Genomic DNA, 17,742 nt, shown 5'->3' with positions numbered 1-17,742 from the left:
CTATTTTTTCTCTCTTAAGATTGAAGAATATCTGTCTAATGTGCTATTTAAAAATTCATTTTTTGCTTCCATACTGGTGTAGTATCTTCCTTTTTTTAACAAAAGAATTGCGACCACCAGAAATATAATAAACAGTGCTATCTGGGTAATGAAGTAAGCGACATTCGTGCTTACAAAGATAAAGTTGATAACAATAACAACTTGGAAGTAAGCGGATAGGTAAACAGCATAGTAACTTTTTTTATGCGCTCCAAATCTACCGCCATAAGCTATAAAAAGATAACTTATTGGCATCGCAAAAAAGAAAATAGCACTATCTAAATCAAGAGCTTTTGCGCCTGTCACATCTAAAACAATAGAAGGGGTGTTGAATAAATGCTTTAGTATATTATTAAGGAATGGAAGGATAGAAGACAACAATACAAGTATTGTTGCCATTCTTTGTGTTATAGCTTTTCCTTTACCAAGGTTTGTCTGGTTTTGTTGGATCAACGACTTCGTCTCCATCATCTGTACCTAATGATTTGTTGGGAGGAATAGCGCCTGAGGAATTCGAGGAGGTATTAGACTTAATTGTGTCGCCTATCTTTCCAGTGTTTTCCTTACCATGCGAGTTAAAGCCTCCCTTTTGGTTTAACTTAATTTTCGATTGGTTACTGGTTTTGACTTCTTCGATGGCTTTTTGTCTTGCTTCATCGTCTCTGTCATTAGAACATGAGTAGGCTAGAGTAGCAATTGCGATTCCGGCAATAATTAATTTTAATGTCTTCATTGTTAAAATTTTAAAAGTGAATTCAAAAATACTAATTAAAAAACCGGCATCCTTATAAAACTTTCTATCATATCCTAGATGCTAAATTAATAATATATTTCTTTTTTCAATGAATTATTTATTCTACATAGCAAAACATTTTAATTGTGCAATCGGTATTAATACGGGTTTCCGTAAAATTGCGTATTTAGAATATTTCTATATTTGCCAAAAATTAATGCGTGAAAAAGATATTCACTATTATATTTTGTAATGCTCTTGTTATTTTATCTGCTCAGGATTTGAAATTTGACCAAGTAATAAAGATTGATTCCACTACAACTAAAATGGAATTATTCAATCGAGCACGATCATGGGCAAAAGAAAACTATAATTCCAAGAACAATTATATTATTACTGAAGACCCAAACTACGGTGAGATAAGTGGCACTGGAATTATGGATTATAGAACAAATAACAAATACCGTGGCTATTCATGTGTTGAAGGATCTATTAAATACAGTTTTAGTATTTATGTAAAGGATGGAAAATATAAGTATTTGTTTAATGCATTTGATCATAAAGGATCAGCGGGGAATCTTTGTCGAGCGGGAAATTTCGGAAGGGTTAGTCAAAATAGCGAAGCCCCCAGTATTGGAAAAGGTATTGCTTATGAGGCAGCGTTGCAAGATGTTAGGGAAAAGATTGCTACAAAAATCAAAGCATTGATTACAAGTATTGAATTAGGCATGAGTAAAAAATATGAAGGAAGTAACGACTGGTAAGCTTAGTAAAATAAACAAGTAGAAAATGACCAATGTAATATGACGGTTTATTTCGGTAAGACTTCTTTAAAGGTAGAAATGTTCTGAAATTCATTTTAATTTGAGATATTGTAATGAAAGAAATGATTAAAAAAATATTGGATGCTATTCCAGAGCATGAAATCAGAAAGTATCTTGAAGAAAAAGATGGTCTAATAAAACCATCTACCAGAAAAGAAGAAATAGCCAAGGTAAAATTTAAGTATGAAACAAAAAAGTATTACGAAAACTGGCTTAATGAAAAAAAAAGAAGAGGAACTTTTTAAGTCCTTTTGCCTTAATAGTTCACAATCTTTATTGGAAAATTATCCTTATTTTTGCCGTGTAAAATCGTGTACTCGATCGTGTACTAGCGCATAGAAAGGGGTTGAATTTGATCTTTTCTTATTTTGCTAATGTATTGATTAATTGTATGTTGTGAATGTGGTTTAAACGGGGATGCTGACTGGCAGTCAAAAGGTCACGGGTTCGAATCCCGTATTCTCCACTACAGCAAAGCCCTTTTCTTAAGGGCTTTTTACATATTCAGAATTTTGAAACGCTCCGTTTTTTCTAAAAAAATAGAATAAGATGTCAGGAAAGTGACTGTCTCAAGGATAAGCAGCAAAACTCCGAAGAAGTTATCCAAGAATTACAACCTGATACTGTCAACTTTAAAAATCTTCACAATAAACCTTAAACAGGAACAAAGTAGGGGAATCATTATAAGAAAAGGTAATTAATTCAATATCTTTGAAAAGAATAAGCAGATGATGATTCTGCTGTATACAGAACCTTGCATTTCCTAATAGAATATGGAACAGATTAAATTAATTGTGACAGACATGGATGGTACATTTCTCAATTCCAGCCATGAAATGAGCCCTGAGTTTTCAGAAGTTTACAAAGAACTGAAAAAAAGAAACATTGTATTTGTACCCGCAAGCGGAAGACAGATGCCGGGCATTACCCATTATTTCGGAGATATAGAAAGTGAGATCGGTTTTATTGCTGAAAACGGAGGCTACGTGATCTATAAAGATCAGGAACTTTTTGCCGATACGCTGGAGTACAAATATATTGTTGAAATCATTAAAGCTGTCCGTGAAATACCAGGTGCCAAAGCCGTATTATCAGCTAAAAAAATGGCTTATTATGAAACCGAAGACCAGGAATTTGTAGATTTCTTCTCAAAGTATTACACCGAAAATATGAAAAAGGACGACCTGACGGAAAAAATTGATGATACCGCCTTTAAAATAGCAGTGTATCACCCTGAAGGTTCTGAAAAATTTTTGTATCCGGCTCTTAAAAGATTTGAAGAATTTGGTCTGGAAATAGTTATTTCAGGAGCGCACTGGCTGGATGTGATGAATAAGGATATCAATAAAGGAAACGCTCTGAAAATCCTTCAGAAATCATTAAACATTTCTCCTGAAAATACAATGGCTTTCGGAGATTATATGAATGACATAGAAATGCTGAAGAACGCCAAATATTCTTACGCAATGAAAAATGCCCACCCGAATGTAAAAGAGGTCGCTAATTTTGAAGCATGTACCAATGACAGCTTCGGAGTTCTTAAAACGATAAAAGATTATCTGCATGTGAATTAATTCATCCCTAAAAACTATAACCCAATATGAATAGGAGTAAATCAACCCAAAGAAAACCTGCTAAAGCATGCTATGAGCATATCGGCGGAAAACTAGGCCAGCTTCTTTTAGAACAATTCCTGGAGAAAGGCTGGATTGCTAAAGAAAATCCGGCAGACCGCCACTACTACATTACGGATAAAGGACAGGAGGAATTTACAAGACTTGGTCTTGACCTTTCGAAAATAAAGGCTGAATAAGAAGTGAAAAAATGGTGAAACTATAAAGTTTTGCATTTCAATGTGTTCTATTGTATTAAATGATAAAAAGATGAACCCTCGAAAGGTTCATCTTTATTGTTTAGAAAACAATTGGAATTTATGATCTGATAAATTCCAAAAGGTCTTTGTTGATGGTTGGATGTTCCGTAGTCGGCATGCCGTGAGGGAACCCCGGATAAGTGATCAGCTTTCCGTTCTTTAATAATTTAATTGATTTCAATGCTGCATTGGCAATAGGAACAATTTGATCATCTTCACCATGCATCACCAGGACAGGAATATCCACTGCTTTTAAATCTTCGGTTAAATCTGTTTCTGAAAAGGCTTTAATCCCGTCATAATGAGCTACGATTCCTCCCATCAGACCCTGTCTCCACCAGTTTCTCTGAACACCGTCTTTTACATGGGCACCTTCTCTGTTGTAGCCATAGAAAGGGAAAGTCAGATCATAATAAAACTGGTTCCTGTTGTTTAAAGTCTGTTCCCTGATATTGTCAAAAACTTCCATGGGAACGCCGTCAGGATTGTTCTCACTCTTAACCATTACCGGTGGAATGGCACTGATCAGTACTGCTTTTTTAGCTCTTCCATTGGAATATTTATTGACATAACGGATGACTTCACCACCGCCTGTTGAGTGACCGATGTGTACAACCTCCTTCAGATCTAAAAAATCAACCAGTTCTGCAGCATCAGAAGCATACTGTTCAATAGTGTGATTATAAATATTCTGACTGGAACGTCCGTGGCCTCTTCTGTCATGGGTAACCACTCTGAATCCCCTCTGTAAAAAGAAAATAACCTGTGCGTCCCAGTCATCAGATGATAAAGGCCATCCGTGGTGAAACATCAGTACAGGTCCCTGTCCCTGATCTTTGTAAAAAATTTCTGTTCCGTCTTTTAATGTTAGTGTGCTCATATTGTTTATTTTTAATGTTATAATGGATTGTATTTAAAATAATAGGATTTGATTAATAGACAGTATTTTCACGTACCAGCTGGAAAAGGTCTTCGGCACTGCCATTGAATTTATTTCCGTTCATGAAAAAAGAAGGGGTTCCGTTCACTCCGCTCATGATCCCACTTTCAAAATCTGTATCTACTTTTTCTGCCAATTCCTGTCTATGAATATCTGCTCTGAATTGAGGAATATCCAAACCCAGTTTTTCTGCAAGCTTTAACGGGAGCATGTCATTCAGAAATTCCTGGTTTTCATAAATAGCATCATGCATTTCCCAGAATTTTCCTTGTAAAGAAGCCGCTTCTGCTGCCAGTGCTGCCATTCTTGCATACTGATGCATTTCTGACAGAGGAAAATTTCTGAATACAAATCTGATCTGGTCTCCGAATTCTTTCATTAACTCTTTAAGAACCGGATAAGCTGCTCCGCAGAAAGGACACTGATAATCTCCATATTCTACAATGATTAAGCTGGCATTTGAGTTGCCCTGGGTGTGGTCAGCATTGCTGACTGATGGTTTAAGTGACATAATTATTTCGTGTTAAGGTTTTCTAACGCTTCTAAAATTCCGTCTGCACCGGGATTGATCGCGGTGGGAGAGAGGTAGCTCCACTCGATGATGCCGTCTTTATTAATGACAAAAAGAGCTCTGTTGCATTCTCCTTCTTCGTCATTGTAAACACCATATTTCCTGGCTGTTTCTCCTTTGGCTTCAAAGTCTGCAAGCAGTGGAAAGTGCAGGTTTCTGGATTGTGAAAATGCCAGGTGGCACCATTTGCTGTCTACAGAAATTCCGAAAATCTCCGCATCATATTTTTTGAAATATTTCAGCATTTCGTTGTATAATGCCATCTGGTCACTGCACACCGGACTCCAGTCTGCGGGATAAAATGCAAGGATAATGTTTCGTCCTCTGAATTCAGATAAGGTAATTTTCTGATCCGGGGTTGCAAATAATGTAAAATCAGGAGCAACCTTATTTTTTTGTAGCATAGGATTAGTTTTTAATCGTTGTAATTGGTATTGTGAATGCACAGATTAGCAGTAAGGCTGCCGGAAACATTAACGTCCAGTTTCCTGAATAGGAGAGCAGGAAAGGAGCTGCTGAAGCACCGGAGAGAAAGCCCGTCCATAAGAATAATAAATGGAAAATATTCTCTTTGTATTCATCCCTCTTGTCGGCATCATTACTCATCATAAGCAGGGCAGCAGTTTTCGCCAGGCTGTTTAAAGTTCCCGTCACAAAATCGGTATTGATCTTTTGATTACCCACAGATGTGACAATGGTATTCATAAGGCCCATCGAAAAACCGATTACTGCTATAGACACTCCATGAGCAATATGCTCATAGTAATCAGTGATACTGTAAAGGATCATGATGCCGGAAACTGTGTAGAAGATCATCTTTGTGCTTCTGAACTTCTTTGATAATGATAGACACGTTCCTGTATAAATCCCGGCCAGAAAAAAGCTGATTACAATGGCAGAACTGATGATAACACCATATTTTTCACTGAAAACTGCTGCACCTAATTGGGTTGTATTGCCGCTCATAAAAGAAACATAGGTTTTCCATTGTATCAGCCCTGTAGCATCTGTATATCCTGCAATAAAGGCCAGAAATACTGCCAGTTTCTCCTGTATTCTGAAAGAAATATCAGAGACACGGAGCTTTGTTTGCGGAAGCACAGGTGTTATTTTCCAGGTTTGATGAATACTTTCTTTTGGGGAAACTTTTCTATTTCTCCTTCTTTCAGTCCAAAATTGGTGATCACCACATCTTTAGGGTTTCCTGCCAGCCATTCACTGAGATCAATCGACTCGTAGGTACCGCTATTAAATCCGATCAACACTTTACAGACTGTATCTCCTGTATTTTTGATATAATGTCCGGCTCCCATAGGCACATATCCTACATCACCTGCATTGAACTGTTCGGTAACAGAAACTCGTTCTGCCAAAAACACCGACATTTCTGCCTGTCCGGAAATAAAATACTGCCACTCGTCTGCATTCGGATGCCAGTGCATTTCTCTTAAAGCTCCGGGTTGCAGCTCCAGTACAGAACCTGCCATTGTTGTGCTGATAGGAAATTCTTTATGGGTAACCAGTCTTTGCAGACCTCCACCGGGAATGATTCTTGGCTGCTGTGAATGCAAAGGATAACGATGAAGGCTTGTCAGTTCAATGTCTGATTCCTCAGGGCGGGCTGCAGCATTCACGGAGAGTTCGTCCGGAACAACTCCTGCTGCAAAGTAAACTTCTTTCTGAGGGAGTTCTGATACCTCTTCAAGACTCAAACCTAAATTTTGTGCAACGATTTCAGGAGGCATACTTGAAACAAAATCTGTAACACTGAAGGTATGGTCTTCCGAAAAATTACCATTATCAAAAATCAGGATAAAGTGGCATTCCTCTGTCCCGGTAGCCTGGATGGAATGTCCATAGCCTTTCGGGAAATACCACACATCACCGGGTTCAAAATTATCAGTATAACTTTGCCCGTCCGGGTGAATAATCGTGGTACGTACTGTTCCTGAAATTACATAAGCCCATTCTGCAGCGTTGGCATGCCAGTGCAGCTCTCTCATACTCCCGGGCTGTAATCTCATGGAAACCCCGGCAATACCTACAGAGGCCGGAAATTCCTTTACAGAGGCTCCTCTTGTTGTACCGCCGTCATTGGTGCGGGGTTCTTTTTTTTCTAATTCGTATCTGAAACTTAATGATGAAGGATTCATAATATTATTTTTTTGTGATTAATTCTTTGTTTTTGCTATTGTAAAGCTACCCTGAAGTCTTGCTTTTTTTTAAGATCATTCGGTGAAAAGGCAAATTGAGTCGTTGGAAATATAGCTGTAGTGCCCATATTTAAAAAGGTTGGTTATATTGACCTGTTAATGCTTTGTTTTCTATGCTTTTTGCAAAATTTGGAGTTTCTTCATGATTGTGAGCATCAGAAGCAGCTTGCCTTGATGCAGCGGCATCCGCGAGGTTGATCCCGTGTTCTTTCATATACTCAAACATTTCAGGTGTGGCTGTCGCATGAATTTCATTGGTGTAAAGACAGGTATTTTTATCAATCTCTGTCACTTTCAGTTCCCATAAGACCTGAACTTTTGTGCGTCCGTTTTTAGTAATTGAATCAGAGATGGAAAGCATGCGGCAATAGTCAGGACGATAAATATCTGCAATATAATGCTGTACCATCAGTGCATCTCCAATGGTTTCGACATTTAAAGACACTGGTTTACCATCAAAAGTCAAAGAAATAGCAGCTCCGATATGCTGGGTGGAGCAACGCTGATATTCGGCATCCGGTAGGTTAAGCAGCCAGTCTGCAATATTCACTTTTTCAATAGGTGCATTGATGATGGCACTTACACTGGAATGGGAGAGTGCGTTTTCGGGAGTTTGTAAGATTTCCATAGTCGTTGGTTTTGATTGTTATATTATTAATGATGTAAAGCTACCAACAGACCATCATAATTTTTACTGCTGTTCGGTCAACAGGCGAAAAGTATCGTTGAATAAGCTGACACAGTTTAAATGTTAAGGAGATAAACATTATGAAAAACAAAAAAATCACTGTGGGTACAGTGATTGAGGAAGGATAATTTTATAGGTGGTTATTTATACAGCCATTTTTTGATCAGCCTTGTATAATAGGGCATTACGGCAAATACCATCAGAAAAACAATGATTCCGGAATTGATGAGCCCGTCAGAATAATGATTGGCCGGAATAGCAAAGAACCGTAAAACAGGAATTATCAAAGCCGGAATAAGAACAGACAGCGGAAAAATCGCAGACCATGTCGCGAGAAACTGTTTCCAGCGTACCGGAACTTTATTGCCTTCATTTTCCCCGGTAAAAAGAAAATCCAGACCGGATCTTATCTGGTAATGGTCATTTTTTCTGAAGAACGGACTGGCTTTCCCTATCAGTTCTTTCCGATCCTCTGACTCCATCCAGTTTTTAAGATGAGTAATCGTATCAAAACGGATAATGACGGTATACACAAAAGTGAGATCAGGAATAGGGCGAACAATCTGTAGATCGATAAAGCCTTCAGAATGTCTTGTAACAGGGATAATTTCATCCAGCCATTTTTCATACTGAGGTTGTTTCCCATCCAGAATATGATGAGTGATCACTACGGAAGCACCTTGATTTTCCATCATTGATTTTTACGGTTTTGTTTAATACGCTCTTTTATACTGCCACGGAATTTCTGTTTCAGCACCTAATGCTATGGCTGAATGAATGGCAAAATAAGGATCTCTCAGATGCTCACGTGCGATGATGACCAGATCGGCATCTCCATTGGCAATAATCGTATTGGCCTGTTCTGCTTCTGTAATCATTCCTACAGCTCCTGTTGAAATCCCGGTATGTTCTTTAATGGCTTTTGCAAAAGGAACCTGATATCCGGGAAATACTTTATCCTTGCTTACATTGGTAAATCCTCCGCCGGACGCCGTAATGAAATCTACACCGTTTTCTTTAAGGATTTCGGAAAGTCTGATACTGTCTCCCAAAGTCCAAGCTTCCCCCGATTCTATATAGTCGGTAGAAGATATTCTTACAAAAAGAGGCATTGCAGCAGGAATAACTTTCCTGATTTCCTGCACGGTTTCCACAAGAAAACGGATCCTGTTCTCAAAACTTCCGCCATATTCATCCTTTCTTTTGTTAATCACTGCAGAATAAAACTGATGAAATAAGTAGCCATGCGCTGCATGAAGTTCAATGGTATCAAAACCTGCTTCGATGGCACGAAGGGCTGCTTTAACAAATTTCGTCTTCAGCTCGTGTATCTCATCAATCGTGAGCTCTTCCGCAAAGACACCGTTGAATTCCTGTGCTGAAGAAGATTTTACAGTCCAGCCTCCTTCTTCCCGGGTGAGGGGTTTCATTCTTTCATTCGGGTGCTTAAGGCTTCCTTTTCCTCCTGCATGCCACAGCTGAATTCCTATTTTTGCGTCCTGTTCATGCACAAAATTCACGATGTTTCTCCATGCATTTTTCTGTTCCTCGTTCCAGATTCCTACATCGGATAATGTAGCCAGACCTTCTTCTGAAACGGCTGTACATTCGGTGAGAATTAATCCGGCTCCGCCAACAGCACGGCTTCCGAGATGGACAAGATGCCAGTTGCCCGGAACTCCGTTTTGTGCGCTGTACTGCTGCATGGGAGATAAAGCAATCCTGTTTTTTATCGTAAGATTGCGAATGTGTATCGGTGAAAATAAATTCATTTTTTTTCTTTTTTAAATTGTTTTTGAAAATGTGTGAGCTTCGGAAACTGCTTTTAACAGAACTCCCTGCACCTCTGTCAGTATTTTTTGCAATTCAGGGGTTTCTGCTGAAGCTGTTTCAAGAATATCAAGTTTTTCCTTTAAAATAGGATGTAATCCCATGATGGTAATACTGGATTTAAGATCGTGGGCCCATAGTTTCACATCCTGAAAATCCCCGTTTTCATAGGCTATAGTCAGTTTCTGTACATGATTGGGAATGTTCTCAATAAACTGTTGGGTGACCATTTGTTCGAAACTTTTGTCGCCGCCGCTTACCGTCTGCATATAAGTGAGATCAATATAATGATAGTCAGCTGATCGTATTTCGTTTTTCTTTTCGTAACTGCCGTTTTCTTTAAGACCGAATTTTGAAATCAGCATAAACAGCTCTTCTTCATTCACAGGTTTGGAAATATATTCGTTCATCCCGCGGCTCAGGCATCTTTCTCTTTCACCAGCAAGAGCATGGGCAGTCATCGCGATAATCGGAATATCCAGGCTCAGTTCTTCCCGGATTTTTTGGGCTGCTGTATATCCATCCATATGCGGCATCTGTATATCCATTAAGATCAGGTCGCATGCATTGCTTTTCAGATAACTTACTGCTTCAAGACCGTTCGACGCAATATGAAAATCAATATTCCATTGAGAAAGCAGATGTTTCATCAGGCTTTGATTAATCACATTATCATCAACCACCAGAACTTTCAGGGGCGTGTTGGATTTATCTTTAAAATAGTGCGGATCAGCGATTGGCAGCACGGTAAGCTGCTCTTCAGCAATACCGTAAGGAATATAGAAATGAAATGTAGTTCCTTTACCCTGTTCACTATTTACTTCGATGTTTCCGTTCTGCAGTATAATTAAGCTTTTCACAATGGATAAGCCCAATCCTGTTCCGCCGTAATTTCTTGTGGTCGAATCTTCTCCCTGGTTGAATCTTTCGAAGATTTCTGTGAGCTTTTCTTTGTCAATTCCAATTCCCGTATCTGAAATTTTAAATCCGAGAACAGCAGTTTTCTCAGTTTGCTGCTTGCTGTAGATTTCAACAGAAATATTTCCCTGATGGGTAAATTTTATAGCATTTCCGATGAGGTTCACTAAGATCTGGGTCAGCCTTGTAGCATCTCCTACCAAAGTGTCAGGTATCGAAGGATCAATGGTACTCGAGAGGGTAAGACCTTTTTCTTTTGCTCTTTCTGCAAAGAAGGTTTCTACGGAATTAACCAGCCCATTAATACTGAAAATTCCAGAGGTAATGCGCATCATCCCGGCTTCTATTTTGGATAAATCAAGAATGTCGTTGATGATCGCCATCAGATTTTCCCCGGAACGTTGTATGGAAGATACAAATTCTGCTGAAGTTTCATCCATCGGACGTTTTTGAAGCAAATTGGTAAAACCGAGAATTCCACTTAACGGAGTCCTGATTTCATGGCTCATATTGGCCAGGAAATTTTCCTTGGTCTGCGCTGCTACCAACGCTTTTTTCTCGGCAATATCAAGTTCATTGATCAGCAGTCTCTGACGTTTAAACTGTCTGAGGATATGATATCCTGCAACAGAACCACTCAGGATCAGTAAGACCAGCAGTGAAATATCATAAAACCTTGCTTTTTGTCCCATTTCTTCACTTTTCTGGCTGAGTTCAACCATATTCAGCTTTCTGCTTTCATATATTTCAGCTGTGATTCTGGTAATTTCATTGGAGATATTTCTCGCACGTGGATTGGCAATGGAGGTATTGTCATCCATATTTCCCAATTTCATATAACGCTTCAACAGCCTGTCTTTGGTTGTTTTCTTTTCCATGGCAAGAACGCTTAACCGGTGGATCAGTTTTTCTTCCTCAGCATTTACATTATCTCTGGATAGAGAATCCAGGAAATTTTCGATCTGATTGATTTTTTGATCGATGCCTTCGAGATGCGTGGTGTCATTTGTTGCAATAGAAGCTCTGATTCTGCTTTCCACTCCCAGAATATCCCGGTCAATCTCCCGTAAATGATTGCTTGAACGCAGTTCGTTCAGCAAAGTATTATTATTTTGAATCAGCGCCTTGGTATTTCCCGCAGAATTGAGCTGAACAGCGATCAATAGGAGTGAGCCCGCAATAAATGTCAGGATAATAAAATAGCTGAATCGCTTGTTATCCATTACTGAAGATATATTTTTCATAATTAACGGTCTGATTTAAAATAAATACAGATGGAGGTTGATTACCCCTCAATTGTTAAGGGATTAAGATCAAAAAGCGGAGTGAGATTTCTGATGGCCTGCTACGGCTAAAAGACATTCATTCTCGTGTTGAGTGCTTTTCTGTATGCATCTGCCACGGGAATGAATTTACCATTAATCATAATACCGCCGTCCTGAAGGGTATCGATTTTGCCAACAGAAATGATATAGGAACGGTGGACTCTTATAAAATGATCCTTAGGAAGACGTTCTTCGGCCGTTTTCATTTTACCATGAATGGCAAACATCTTTTCTTTGGTATAGAACTTCACATAATCACCCATGGCTTCTGCATAGAAAATGTCATCCAGCTTTAAGCGTCTTGTGATATTGGAATCTCTCACAAAAAGAAACTCATCCCTGGTGATTTCCACATTTTCTTTTCTGCTTTCAAGAATCGTCTGAGCCTTGCTTACTGCCTGCAGAAATCTTACCGGCATAATGGGCTTCAGAAGATAATCTGCAATATTAAGCTCAAACGCTTCCAATGCATATTCTTTTTTTGAGGTCGTGAAAATGATGATAGTCTCTTTACCGGAAAGCGTTTTCGTGAGTTCAATTCCTGTCATTTCCGGCATTTCTATATCGAGAAATATGAGATCGACAGAATTGGACTGAAGGTAATGATACGCTTCTATGGCATTGGAAAACTCGCTGACAATGGAAAGATCCGGAACCTGTTTTGCGAGATGTGCCAATGTTGTTCTTGCAATATCATTATCATCCACGATTAAGGCTTTCATAGGTATAGTTGTTTATGATTTACACAAAGATAATTATTCCTTTTTTATTTTGTGTTATCTGAAATAGGAACGGATCATCCAGGCCATTTCCTCATGGGTTTCCATAAGACCTGTAATGAAATCACTGGTACCATAATCTTTATACGTTTCTGCAAATGGAGTAATATTTCCGCGGAGAAATTCGATGATGCTTTCATGATCACTTAATAGATCTTTCATGTACCCTAAACCATCGTTTGTTCTTTCGCTGTATTCTGTTAAATGAGTCAGTTCCAGATAGGTTTTCATTGTTGCCGGAGCATAATGCCCGATTTTACGCATTCTTTCGGCAACATTGTCAATCAGTTCATCCAGTTGTTTATACTGTTCTTCGAAGAATATATGGTGGGCATGGAAGTTATCGCCGGTTACATTCCAGTGAGCGTTTCTTGTTTTGATGTAAAGAAGCGTTTCGTCTGCTAATAATTTTGCTAATTGTTCTGCAACGGCTTCTGTGTTTTTTTCTGTAATTCCGATTTTTGTTTTCATAATAATAAGATTTTAGTTGAGCATTATTGCTTTTTCTGACGTAAAGGTCTTTCATAATCTGATAAAACGATCTTTATTTTCGGCGAACGGGCAGAATCAATCGGTGAGAAGTGGATAATTTCCGCTTTCTTTAAGTTTCAAAATAATATAACAGATAATCTTATGTTCTAGTCCCGTATTCTCCACGTGGTACAATTCATAAAATCTTTATAAAGTACAAAAAGATAGATAAATCCTGCAAAAATTGATTTTTTGTAGGTTTTTTTTGTAAAAGAAATGATATAGCTTTCAAATAGACTCATAATTTTTGTGGCAAAATCGTGGCAACTTTATTTTTTTTAAGTTCAAAAAACAAATCTACTCGTATAATTTATGTTAGGATAGCCATAGATGGCAGCTTCCACGAAAAGAAAATGGGATATTAATCACTGAGACCAAAAAGAAGGAAAAGCCATAGATATAAAAGAAGATGTAAGATCCTTAAATGCTTTACATTTTTATTCTTTCTCTCTAAAATTCTATTTGAAATATTTTAATCCGAAATACACCTCTTACCAGTCCGGGATAATGGATTTTATTTTTTTAAGTTGTCTGATTTGTTATATCATACAGCTTATTATTTGATAGGAACGTTTGTGGATATTTTTCCACAAACCCGTACATGTATTTCCACGGCATTCGGAGAATTTTTACCTCTCTATTAGCATACCTTTACCTCGTCATAATATCAGTTACGATATGTAAAACAATAATGAATGGTTAAAATTTATACAAAATTATTTATAGCCGTATTAGCTTTAAGTCCAACTTTTGCTTTTGCCCAGGCAGGAAATGTTGGTATTAATACTGCAAATCCAGGTTCCACTATGGATATTAATGGATCATTAGCAGCAAATTATAATGCTGTCAATACAAACTCTTATAATTTGAATTCATCAGATTTCCATGTTTCTTATAACGGTAGCTCCAATGCTGTGTTTAATCTCCCTTCTGCAGTCAGTGGGGCCGGGAATTATAGAGGACGTATTTATAGGATTAAAAATAATACAAACTTTAGTATTACAGTAAATTCTGCATCTCCAGAGACTATTAATGGAAATCCCAACGTTCTTGTCCCAGCAAATCAAAGTGTAGAGCTAATCAATACCGGGCTTACGGGGGCTTCTTCTACATGGGAAATACTTTCAAAAGGAAGTTCTTCTACAGGAGATTATATTATAGTAAAGCCAAACGCTATTCAAACAGTATCTACTGGATCGGATGTTACATTTGGTTCTGTAATTGCAACCAATAATATTACTTATAATGCTGGTATTTTTAATTTGAAAGCCGGGAAAACCTATGTTCTCCGTTGCCAATTGCATGCTACAGAGTTCTCACTAGCTGGAGGTTTCTTCGTCTATGAATGGGTTGATGCTTCAAATAATTCCGTTCTTCCCTCCAGTACAACCGGTGTTGTTGATGCAATAAATAATTATCCTGCTACTTCAATAGGAGGCCAGCCAGAGGCCTATGCTATTTACAGGCCTACAGTTGACACCTCTGTAAAAGTACGATTAGGAGGAGCAGGAACAGCTCAGTTGAATCCTCAAATAGGATTTATGACTGTTACAGAACTTGCCGGAGGTAACGGAAACGGAGGAACAACGATTATTAATAACAACATTACCGCAAGCAATGGTCTTACATTATCAGGTACAGATGTAAAATTGGGAGGAACCCTTTCACAAGCTACAGATATTGCACTGGCGGGAAACAATTTAAGTATTAATGGTACAGGAAAAGTTCTGATGGGGACCAATACAGTGCCCACGGGCGCATCAAATGCAAAAGTTATTATTGATAATGGGACTACCAATGGTGCTCTTCAAATTAAAGATGGTACTCAGCAGTTGGGGTATGTCCTCACCAGTGATGCCAATGGTTTAGCAACATGGTCATCCACTGTTACTACAGCGTTCGCTAATAATTGGACACCATATATCGGAACATTGATAAATCCTTATACGGGCGGAACCGGAGCTGCAGGATTGAATACGGGAGTTCAGGTCACTATCCCTGCAAAAGGGTGGTATTTTTTCCGATGTGGAGTTGCTATCAATTCTGATTGTAATGATTACTTTTTTTATATTAATGGTATTGGTGATGTCTGGAGAAGCTACTGTGGATCAAACACTGCTGCATTCATGTTTCCAAGAGATCAGAACCGTGTATTATATTTTGCTACACCAGGAACCTACACTGTGTTAGCTGGTAAAACAAATGGAGTAGTTCCAGCTTCATTTAACGCTGGAAACCCTTCTTTTTATCTGGATTTTGTAAAATTCCAAAATTAAGATAGCAGCTTTTTATTAAGGTCCAGCGATTCTAAAAACACATAAAAAAACTGTAAGGATTATTTCTTTGCAGTTTTTTCATTGATGAAAAATGAAAATCTTTTTAATACTGTGGAAAAAGTAGTGATTTTATGTGATTTCTATTGTTTAATTTTACTATTCTTTTTACTTCCCAGGATTTTTAAATCCAAAAATACCAACAGAATACCCTAGATTTGAAAAAAAAATAAAACATGGAATTTTCTCCTTTTAATCCTGTGATCAAGCTTTGTCTGCAAGGGATGGGTTTTGAAGACAAAGGAATGCCTGAAGAAGCAGCTCAACTATTTTTACAAGCCTGGGAGGAAGCTTCCGATGATCATGAAAAGTTTCTGGCAGCTTATTATGTATCACGTCATCAGAAAACCACTGCTGATCGGTTGAAATGGCTGGAAACTTCCTTAGAGTTTGCCTTGAAAATTAATGATGATACCGTTAAAAGTGCCTTGCCCTCTCTTTATCTGAATATTTCCAGATCCTATGATGATGTAGGAGATACTGAAAAATCAAAAGAAAATGCTGAATTGTCAGAGTTAGTGCAAAATCATCCTTCTGATAAGGGCCCTTTTTACCATGGAACAAAAGCCGACTTGCACATGGGAGATCTCTTGACAGCGGGAGGAAAATCTAATTATAAATCTGAATTCAAAATGAATCATATTTATTTCACCGCTTTAGCCAATGGAGCAGGGCTAGCTGCTGCTCTGGCAAAAGGTGATGGAGCCGAAAGAGTATATATTATAGAACCCATCGGAAATTTTGAAAATGATCCCAATGTAACAGATAAGAAATTTCCGGGCAATCCAACCCGTTCTTATCGCTCGGAAATGCCCTTAAAAATTATCGGAGAAATTACAGAATGGAACAGACCAACTCCCGAAGATCTTCAAAAATTTCGCGAAAAACTTGAAAACAGTAAGGGAGATATCATCAATTAGCCTTCACGTGTGATTTAAATTATGGAAAACAATTGATTATGACTACACTCATAAAAGCCTGTGAGGATATTTCATACATTTGGGATAAGTTTTTCATTCATCCAATAATAGTTTTTAGCCTCTTTTGTAGAGGCTTTTTATGTAAAATGCTAAGGATTTTCTTTTTAACAAAAAACAGCCACAATGAAAATATTGAGGCTGCCTTTTGAAATTAAATATCAACTATTATAAAGATCTGGAGCGGGCAATATTAATAAGGTACACAAGGTGTGCGTACATGCTTCGCTTTACAGACTCTACTTTTATATCTCCGGTCGCCTGGTTGATAGTAGTGACCAAATCCGTATTACACTGACCTGCAAAGTTTCCACTTCCTAAATAATTCACTGTATTGGTACTTGGATAAGAAATTCTGGGATAGTCAGGTGCTGTCTGATTAGCCACAGCAGCTGTATTTGCAAATCCTTTATTGTCGACATATCGGGCTGTCCATGTTCCTAGAAATTGTCCGTTGCCTGTATTAATTCCTTGTCCTACAATAATCTGAGTGTCTACAGGGTTACTGAATCCCGCACAAGAAGAGTAATGGTTTACAGAAACTGTACAGGACGAAGCATTGTCGCCAGGTAGGAAACATTTTCCTTCGTAGACTGTGAGTCTTTGTTCACTGGAAGAAGTTGATGTGTTCAATATAGCCTTTGGAGCAAAAATTTCTTCAGGGGAAATAAGCGTTAAAACTCCCTGTGCATCTGCCGCAACAATCTTTTTTTCAGCATTTGAAAGTCCTCTTACTCTTACCAGGCCATTTACGTCTAAAGTATGACTCGGAGTGGCGGTATTAATCCCAACCTGTGCTGTTGAACTTCCACAAATAGCAAGTGCTGCCAAAAATAATGTTTTTGTTTTCATGTAATTTTTTGAAAAGGTTAAATTTTTCACTAAGGTAAGAAATATCTTTAAAATAGAAGACAAATGGGCTGAAATCTAGTATAAACTAATTGTAAATGAATAGTAAACATATTAATACCAAGTTTTACGTATAAATTTAAAATAACTCAAAATTTATAGAGACTCTATTTGTTTGAAAAATATTTGTATTTTAGCCGAAATATGTTGTTTTTTAATAAACATATTGGGCGCTAATTAAAATTCAGATAATTTGAATGAAAAAATTAGTAGATTTGCACGAACAAAAAAATAATACATATTAAGCAATATTCTCTCT

Annotated in this window: 20 protein-coding genes; 6 read left to right on the top strand and 14 right to left on the bottom strand. The window is 37.9% G+C overall.

Going from position 1 to position 17,742, the window contains the following annotated elements; all coding sequences use genetic code 11:
- The gene (locus RAH34_RS22225; RefSeq protein ID WP_306597595.1) at positions 1-438 is read right to left on the bottom strand and encodes a hypothetical protein; all 438 of its coding nucleotides are present in this window, start codon (positions 436-438) and stop codon (positions 1-3) included.
- A gap of 22 nt (positions 439-460) precedes the next feature.
- Entirely contained in the window at positions 461-772 is a 312-nt protein-coding gene (locus RAH34_RS22220; RefSeq protein WP_306597594.1) for a hypothetical protein, read from the bottom strand.
- Between the two features lie 221 nt (positions 773-993).
- Here RAH34_RS22220 and RAH34_RS22215 point away from each other — a divergent pair, with 221 nt between their 5' ends.
- The 4 genes from RAH34_RS22215 (at position 994) to RAH34_RS22200 (ending at position 3,409) form a co-directional block, all read left to right on the top strand.
- Positions 994-1,536 carry a DUF4468 domain-containing protein gene (locus RAH34_RS22215; protein WP_306597593.1) on the top strand — a complete coding sequence of 181 codons (543 nt, stop codon included), beginning with the start codon at positions 994-996 and terminating at the stop codon, positions 1,534-1,536.
- Between the two features lie 113 nt (positions 1,537-1,649).
- A complete protein-coding gene (locus RAH34_RS22210; protein ID WP_306597592.1) occupies positions 1,650-1,841 on the top strand; it encodes a hypothetical protein in 192 nt (63 codons plus the stop codon).
- A 528-nt stretch (positions 1,842-2,369) separates the two neighbouring features.
- Positions 2,370-3,170 (top strand): HAD family hydrolase, encoded by an 801-nt coding sequence (locus tag RAH34_RS22205; protein ID WP_114820031.1) that lies wholly within the window; start codon positions 2,370-2,372, stop codon positions 3,168-3,170.
- Between the two features lie 26 nt (positions 3,171-3,196).
- The gene (locus RAH34_RS22200) at positions 3,197-3,409 is read left to right on the top strand and encodes an ArsR family transcriptional regulator (RefSeq protein WP_306597591.1); all 213 of its coding nucleotides are present in this window, start codon (positions 3,197-3,199) and stop codon (positions 3,407-3,409) included.
- Between the two features lie 118 nt (positions 3,410-3,527).
- Here RAH34_RS22200 and RAH34_RS22195 read toward each other — a convergent pair whose 3' ends face one another.
- From RAH34_RS22195 to RAH34_RS22145, 11 genes are all read right to left on the bottom strand, one after another.
- Positions 3,528-4,349 (bottom strand): alpha/beta fold hydrolase, encoded by an 822-nt coding sequence (locus RAH34_RS22195; protein WP_306597590.1) that lies wholly within the window; start codon positions 4,347-4,349, stop codon positions 3,528-3,530.
- A 52-nt stretch (positions 4,350-4,401) separates the two neighbouring features.
- Positions 4,402-4,920 (bottom strand): thioredoxin domain-containing protein, encoded by a 519-nt coding sequence (locus RAH34_RS22190; RefSeq protein WP_306597588.1) that lies wholly within the window; start codon positions 4,918-4,920, stop codon positions 4,402-4,404.
- Between the two features lie 2 nt (positions 4,921-4,922).
- Positions 4,923-5,384, bottom strand: a complete 462-nt coding sequence (locus RAH34_RS22185; protein ID WP_306597587.1) for a redoxin domain-containing protein — start codon at positions 5,382-5,384, stop codon at positions 4,923-4,925.
- 4 nt (positions 5,385-5,388) lie between these two features.
- Positions 5,389-6,081 (bottom strand): YoaK family protein, encoded by a 693-nt coding sequence (locus tag RAH34_RS22180; RefSeq protein ID WP_306597586.1) that lies wholly within the window; start codon positions 6,079-6,081, stop codon positions 5,389-5,391.
- Between the two features lie 5 nt (positions 6,082-6,086).
- On the bottom strand, positions 6,087-7,133 hold the full coding sequence (locus tag RAH34_RS22175) for a cupin domain-containing protein (RefSeq protein WP_306597585.1): 1,047 nt from the start codon (positions 7,131-7,133) through the stop codon (positions 6,087-6,089).
- Positions 7,134-7,263: 130 nt separating this feature from the next.
- A complete protein-coding gene (locus RAH34_RS22170; RefSeq protein WP_306597584.1) occupies positions 7,264-7,821 on the bottom strand; it encodes a hypothetical protein in 558 nt (185 codons plus the stop codon).
- Positions 7,822-8,021: 200 nt separating this feature from the next.
- On the bottom strand, positions 8,022-8,576 hold the full coding sequence (locus tag RAH34_RS22165; protein ID WP_306597583.1) for an antibiotic biosynthesis monooxygenase: 555 nt from the start codon (positions 8,574-8,576) through the stop codon (positions 8,022-8,024).
- A gap of 18 nt (positions 8,577-8,594) precedes the next feature.
- Positions 8,595-9,653, bottom strand: a complete 1,059-nt coding sequence (locus RAH34_RS22160) for an NADH:flavin oxidoreductase/NADH oxidase (RefSeq protein WP_306597582.1) — start codon at positions 9,651-9,653, stop codon at positions 8,595-8,597.
- A 12-nt stretch (positions 9,654-9,665) separates the two neighbouring features.
- A complete protein-coding gene (locus tag RAH34_RS22155; RefSeq protein ID WP_306597581.1) occupies positions 9,666-11,873 on the bottom strand; it encodes an ATP-binding protein in 2,208 nt (735 codons plus the stop codon).
- Positions 11,874-11,980: 107 nt separating this feature from the next.
- Complete coding sequence (locus RAH34_RS22150; RefSeq protein ID WP_306597580.1) at positions 11,981-12,676, bottom strand: LytTR family DNA-binding domain-containing protein; 696 nt, start codon at positions 12,674-12,676, stop codon at positions 11,981-11,983.
- Positions 12,677-12,730: 54 nt separating this feature from the next.
- Positions 12,731-13,204, bottom strand: a complete 474-nt coding sequence (locus RAH34_RS22145; RefSeq protein ID WP_114820042.1) for a Dps family protein — start codon at positions 13,202-13,204, stop codon at positions 12,731-12,733.
- Positions 13,205-13,959: 755 nt separating this feature from the next.
- Here RAH34_RS22145 and RAH34_RS22140 point away from each other — a divergent pair.
- Together RAH34_RS22140 and arr are read left to right on the top strand one after the other, a co-directional pair.
- Entirely contained in the window at positions 13,960-15,540 is a 1,581-nt protein-coding gene (locus RAH34_RS22140; protein WP_306597579.1) for a hypothetical protein, read from the top strand.
- Positions 15,541-16,103: 563 nt separating this feature from the next.
- Positions 16,104-16,517, top strand: a complete 414-nt coding sequence (arr, locus tag RAH34_RS22825; protein ID WP_373427999.1) for an NAD(+)--rifampin ADP-ribosyltransferase — start codon at positions 16,104-16,106, stop codon at positions 16,515-16,517.
- A 225-nt stretch (positions 16,518-16,742) separates the two neighbouring features.
- Here the strand turns inward: arr and RAH34_RS22130 are convergent, their stop codons facing one another.
- Positions 16,743-17,426: a hypothetical protein gene (locus RAH34_RS22130; protein ID WP_306597577.1), complete on the bottom strand. Its 684-nt coding sequence runs from the start codon at positions 17,424-17,426 to the stop codon at positions 16,743-16,745.
- Positions 17,427-17,742 lie beyond the last annotated feature (316 nt).

It is taken from the genome of Chryseobacterium sp. WLY505, from assembly GCF_030846215.1.
Taxonomy (GTDB): Bacteria; Bacteroidota; Bacteroidia; order Flavobacteriales; family Weeksellaceae; genus Chryseobacterium.
Note: the sequence above shows the minus strand (reverse complement) of the source record. Positions and strands in the feature narration are given on the sequence as shown.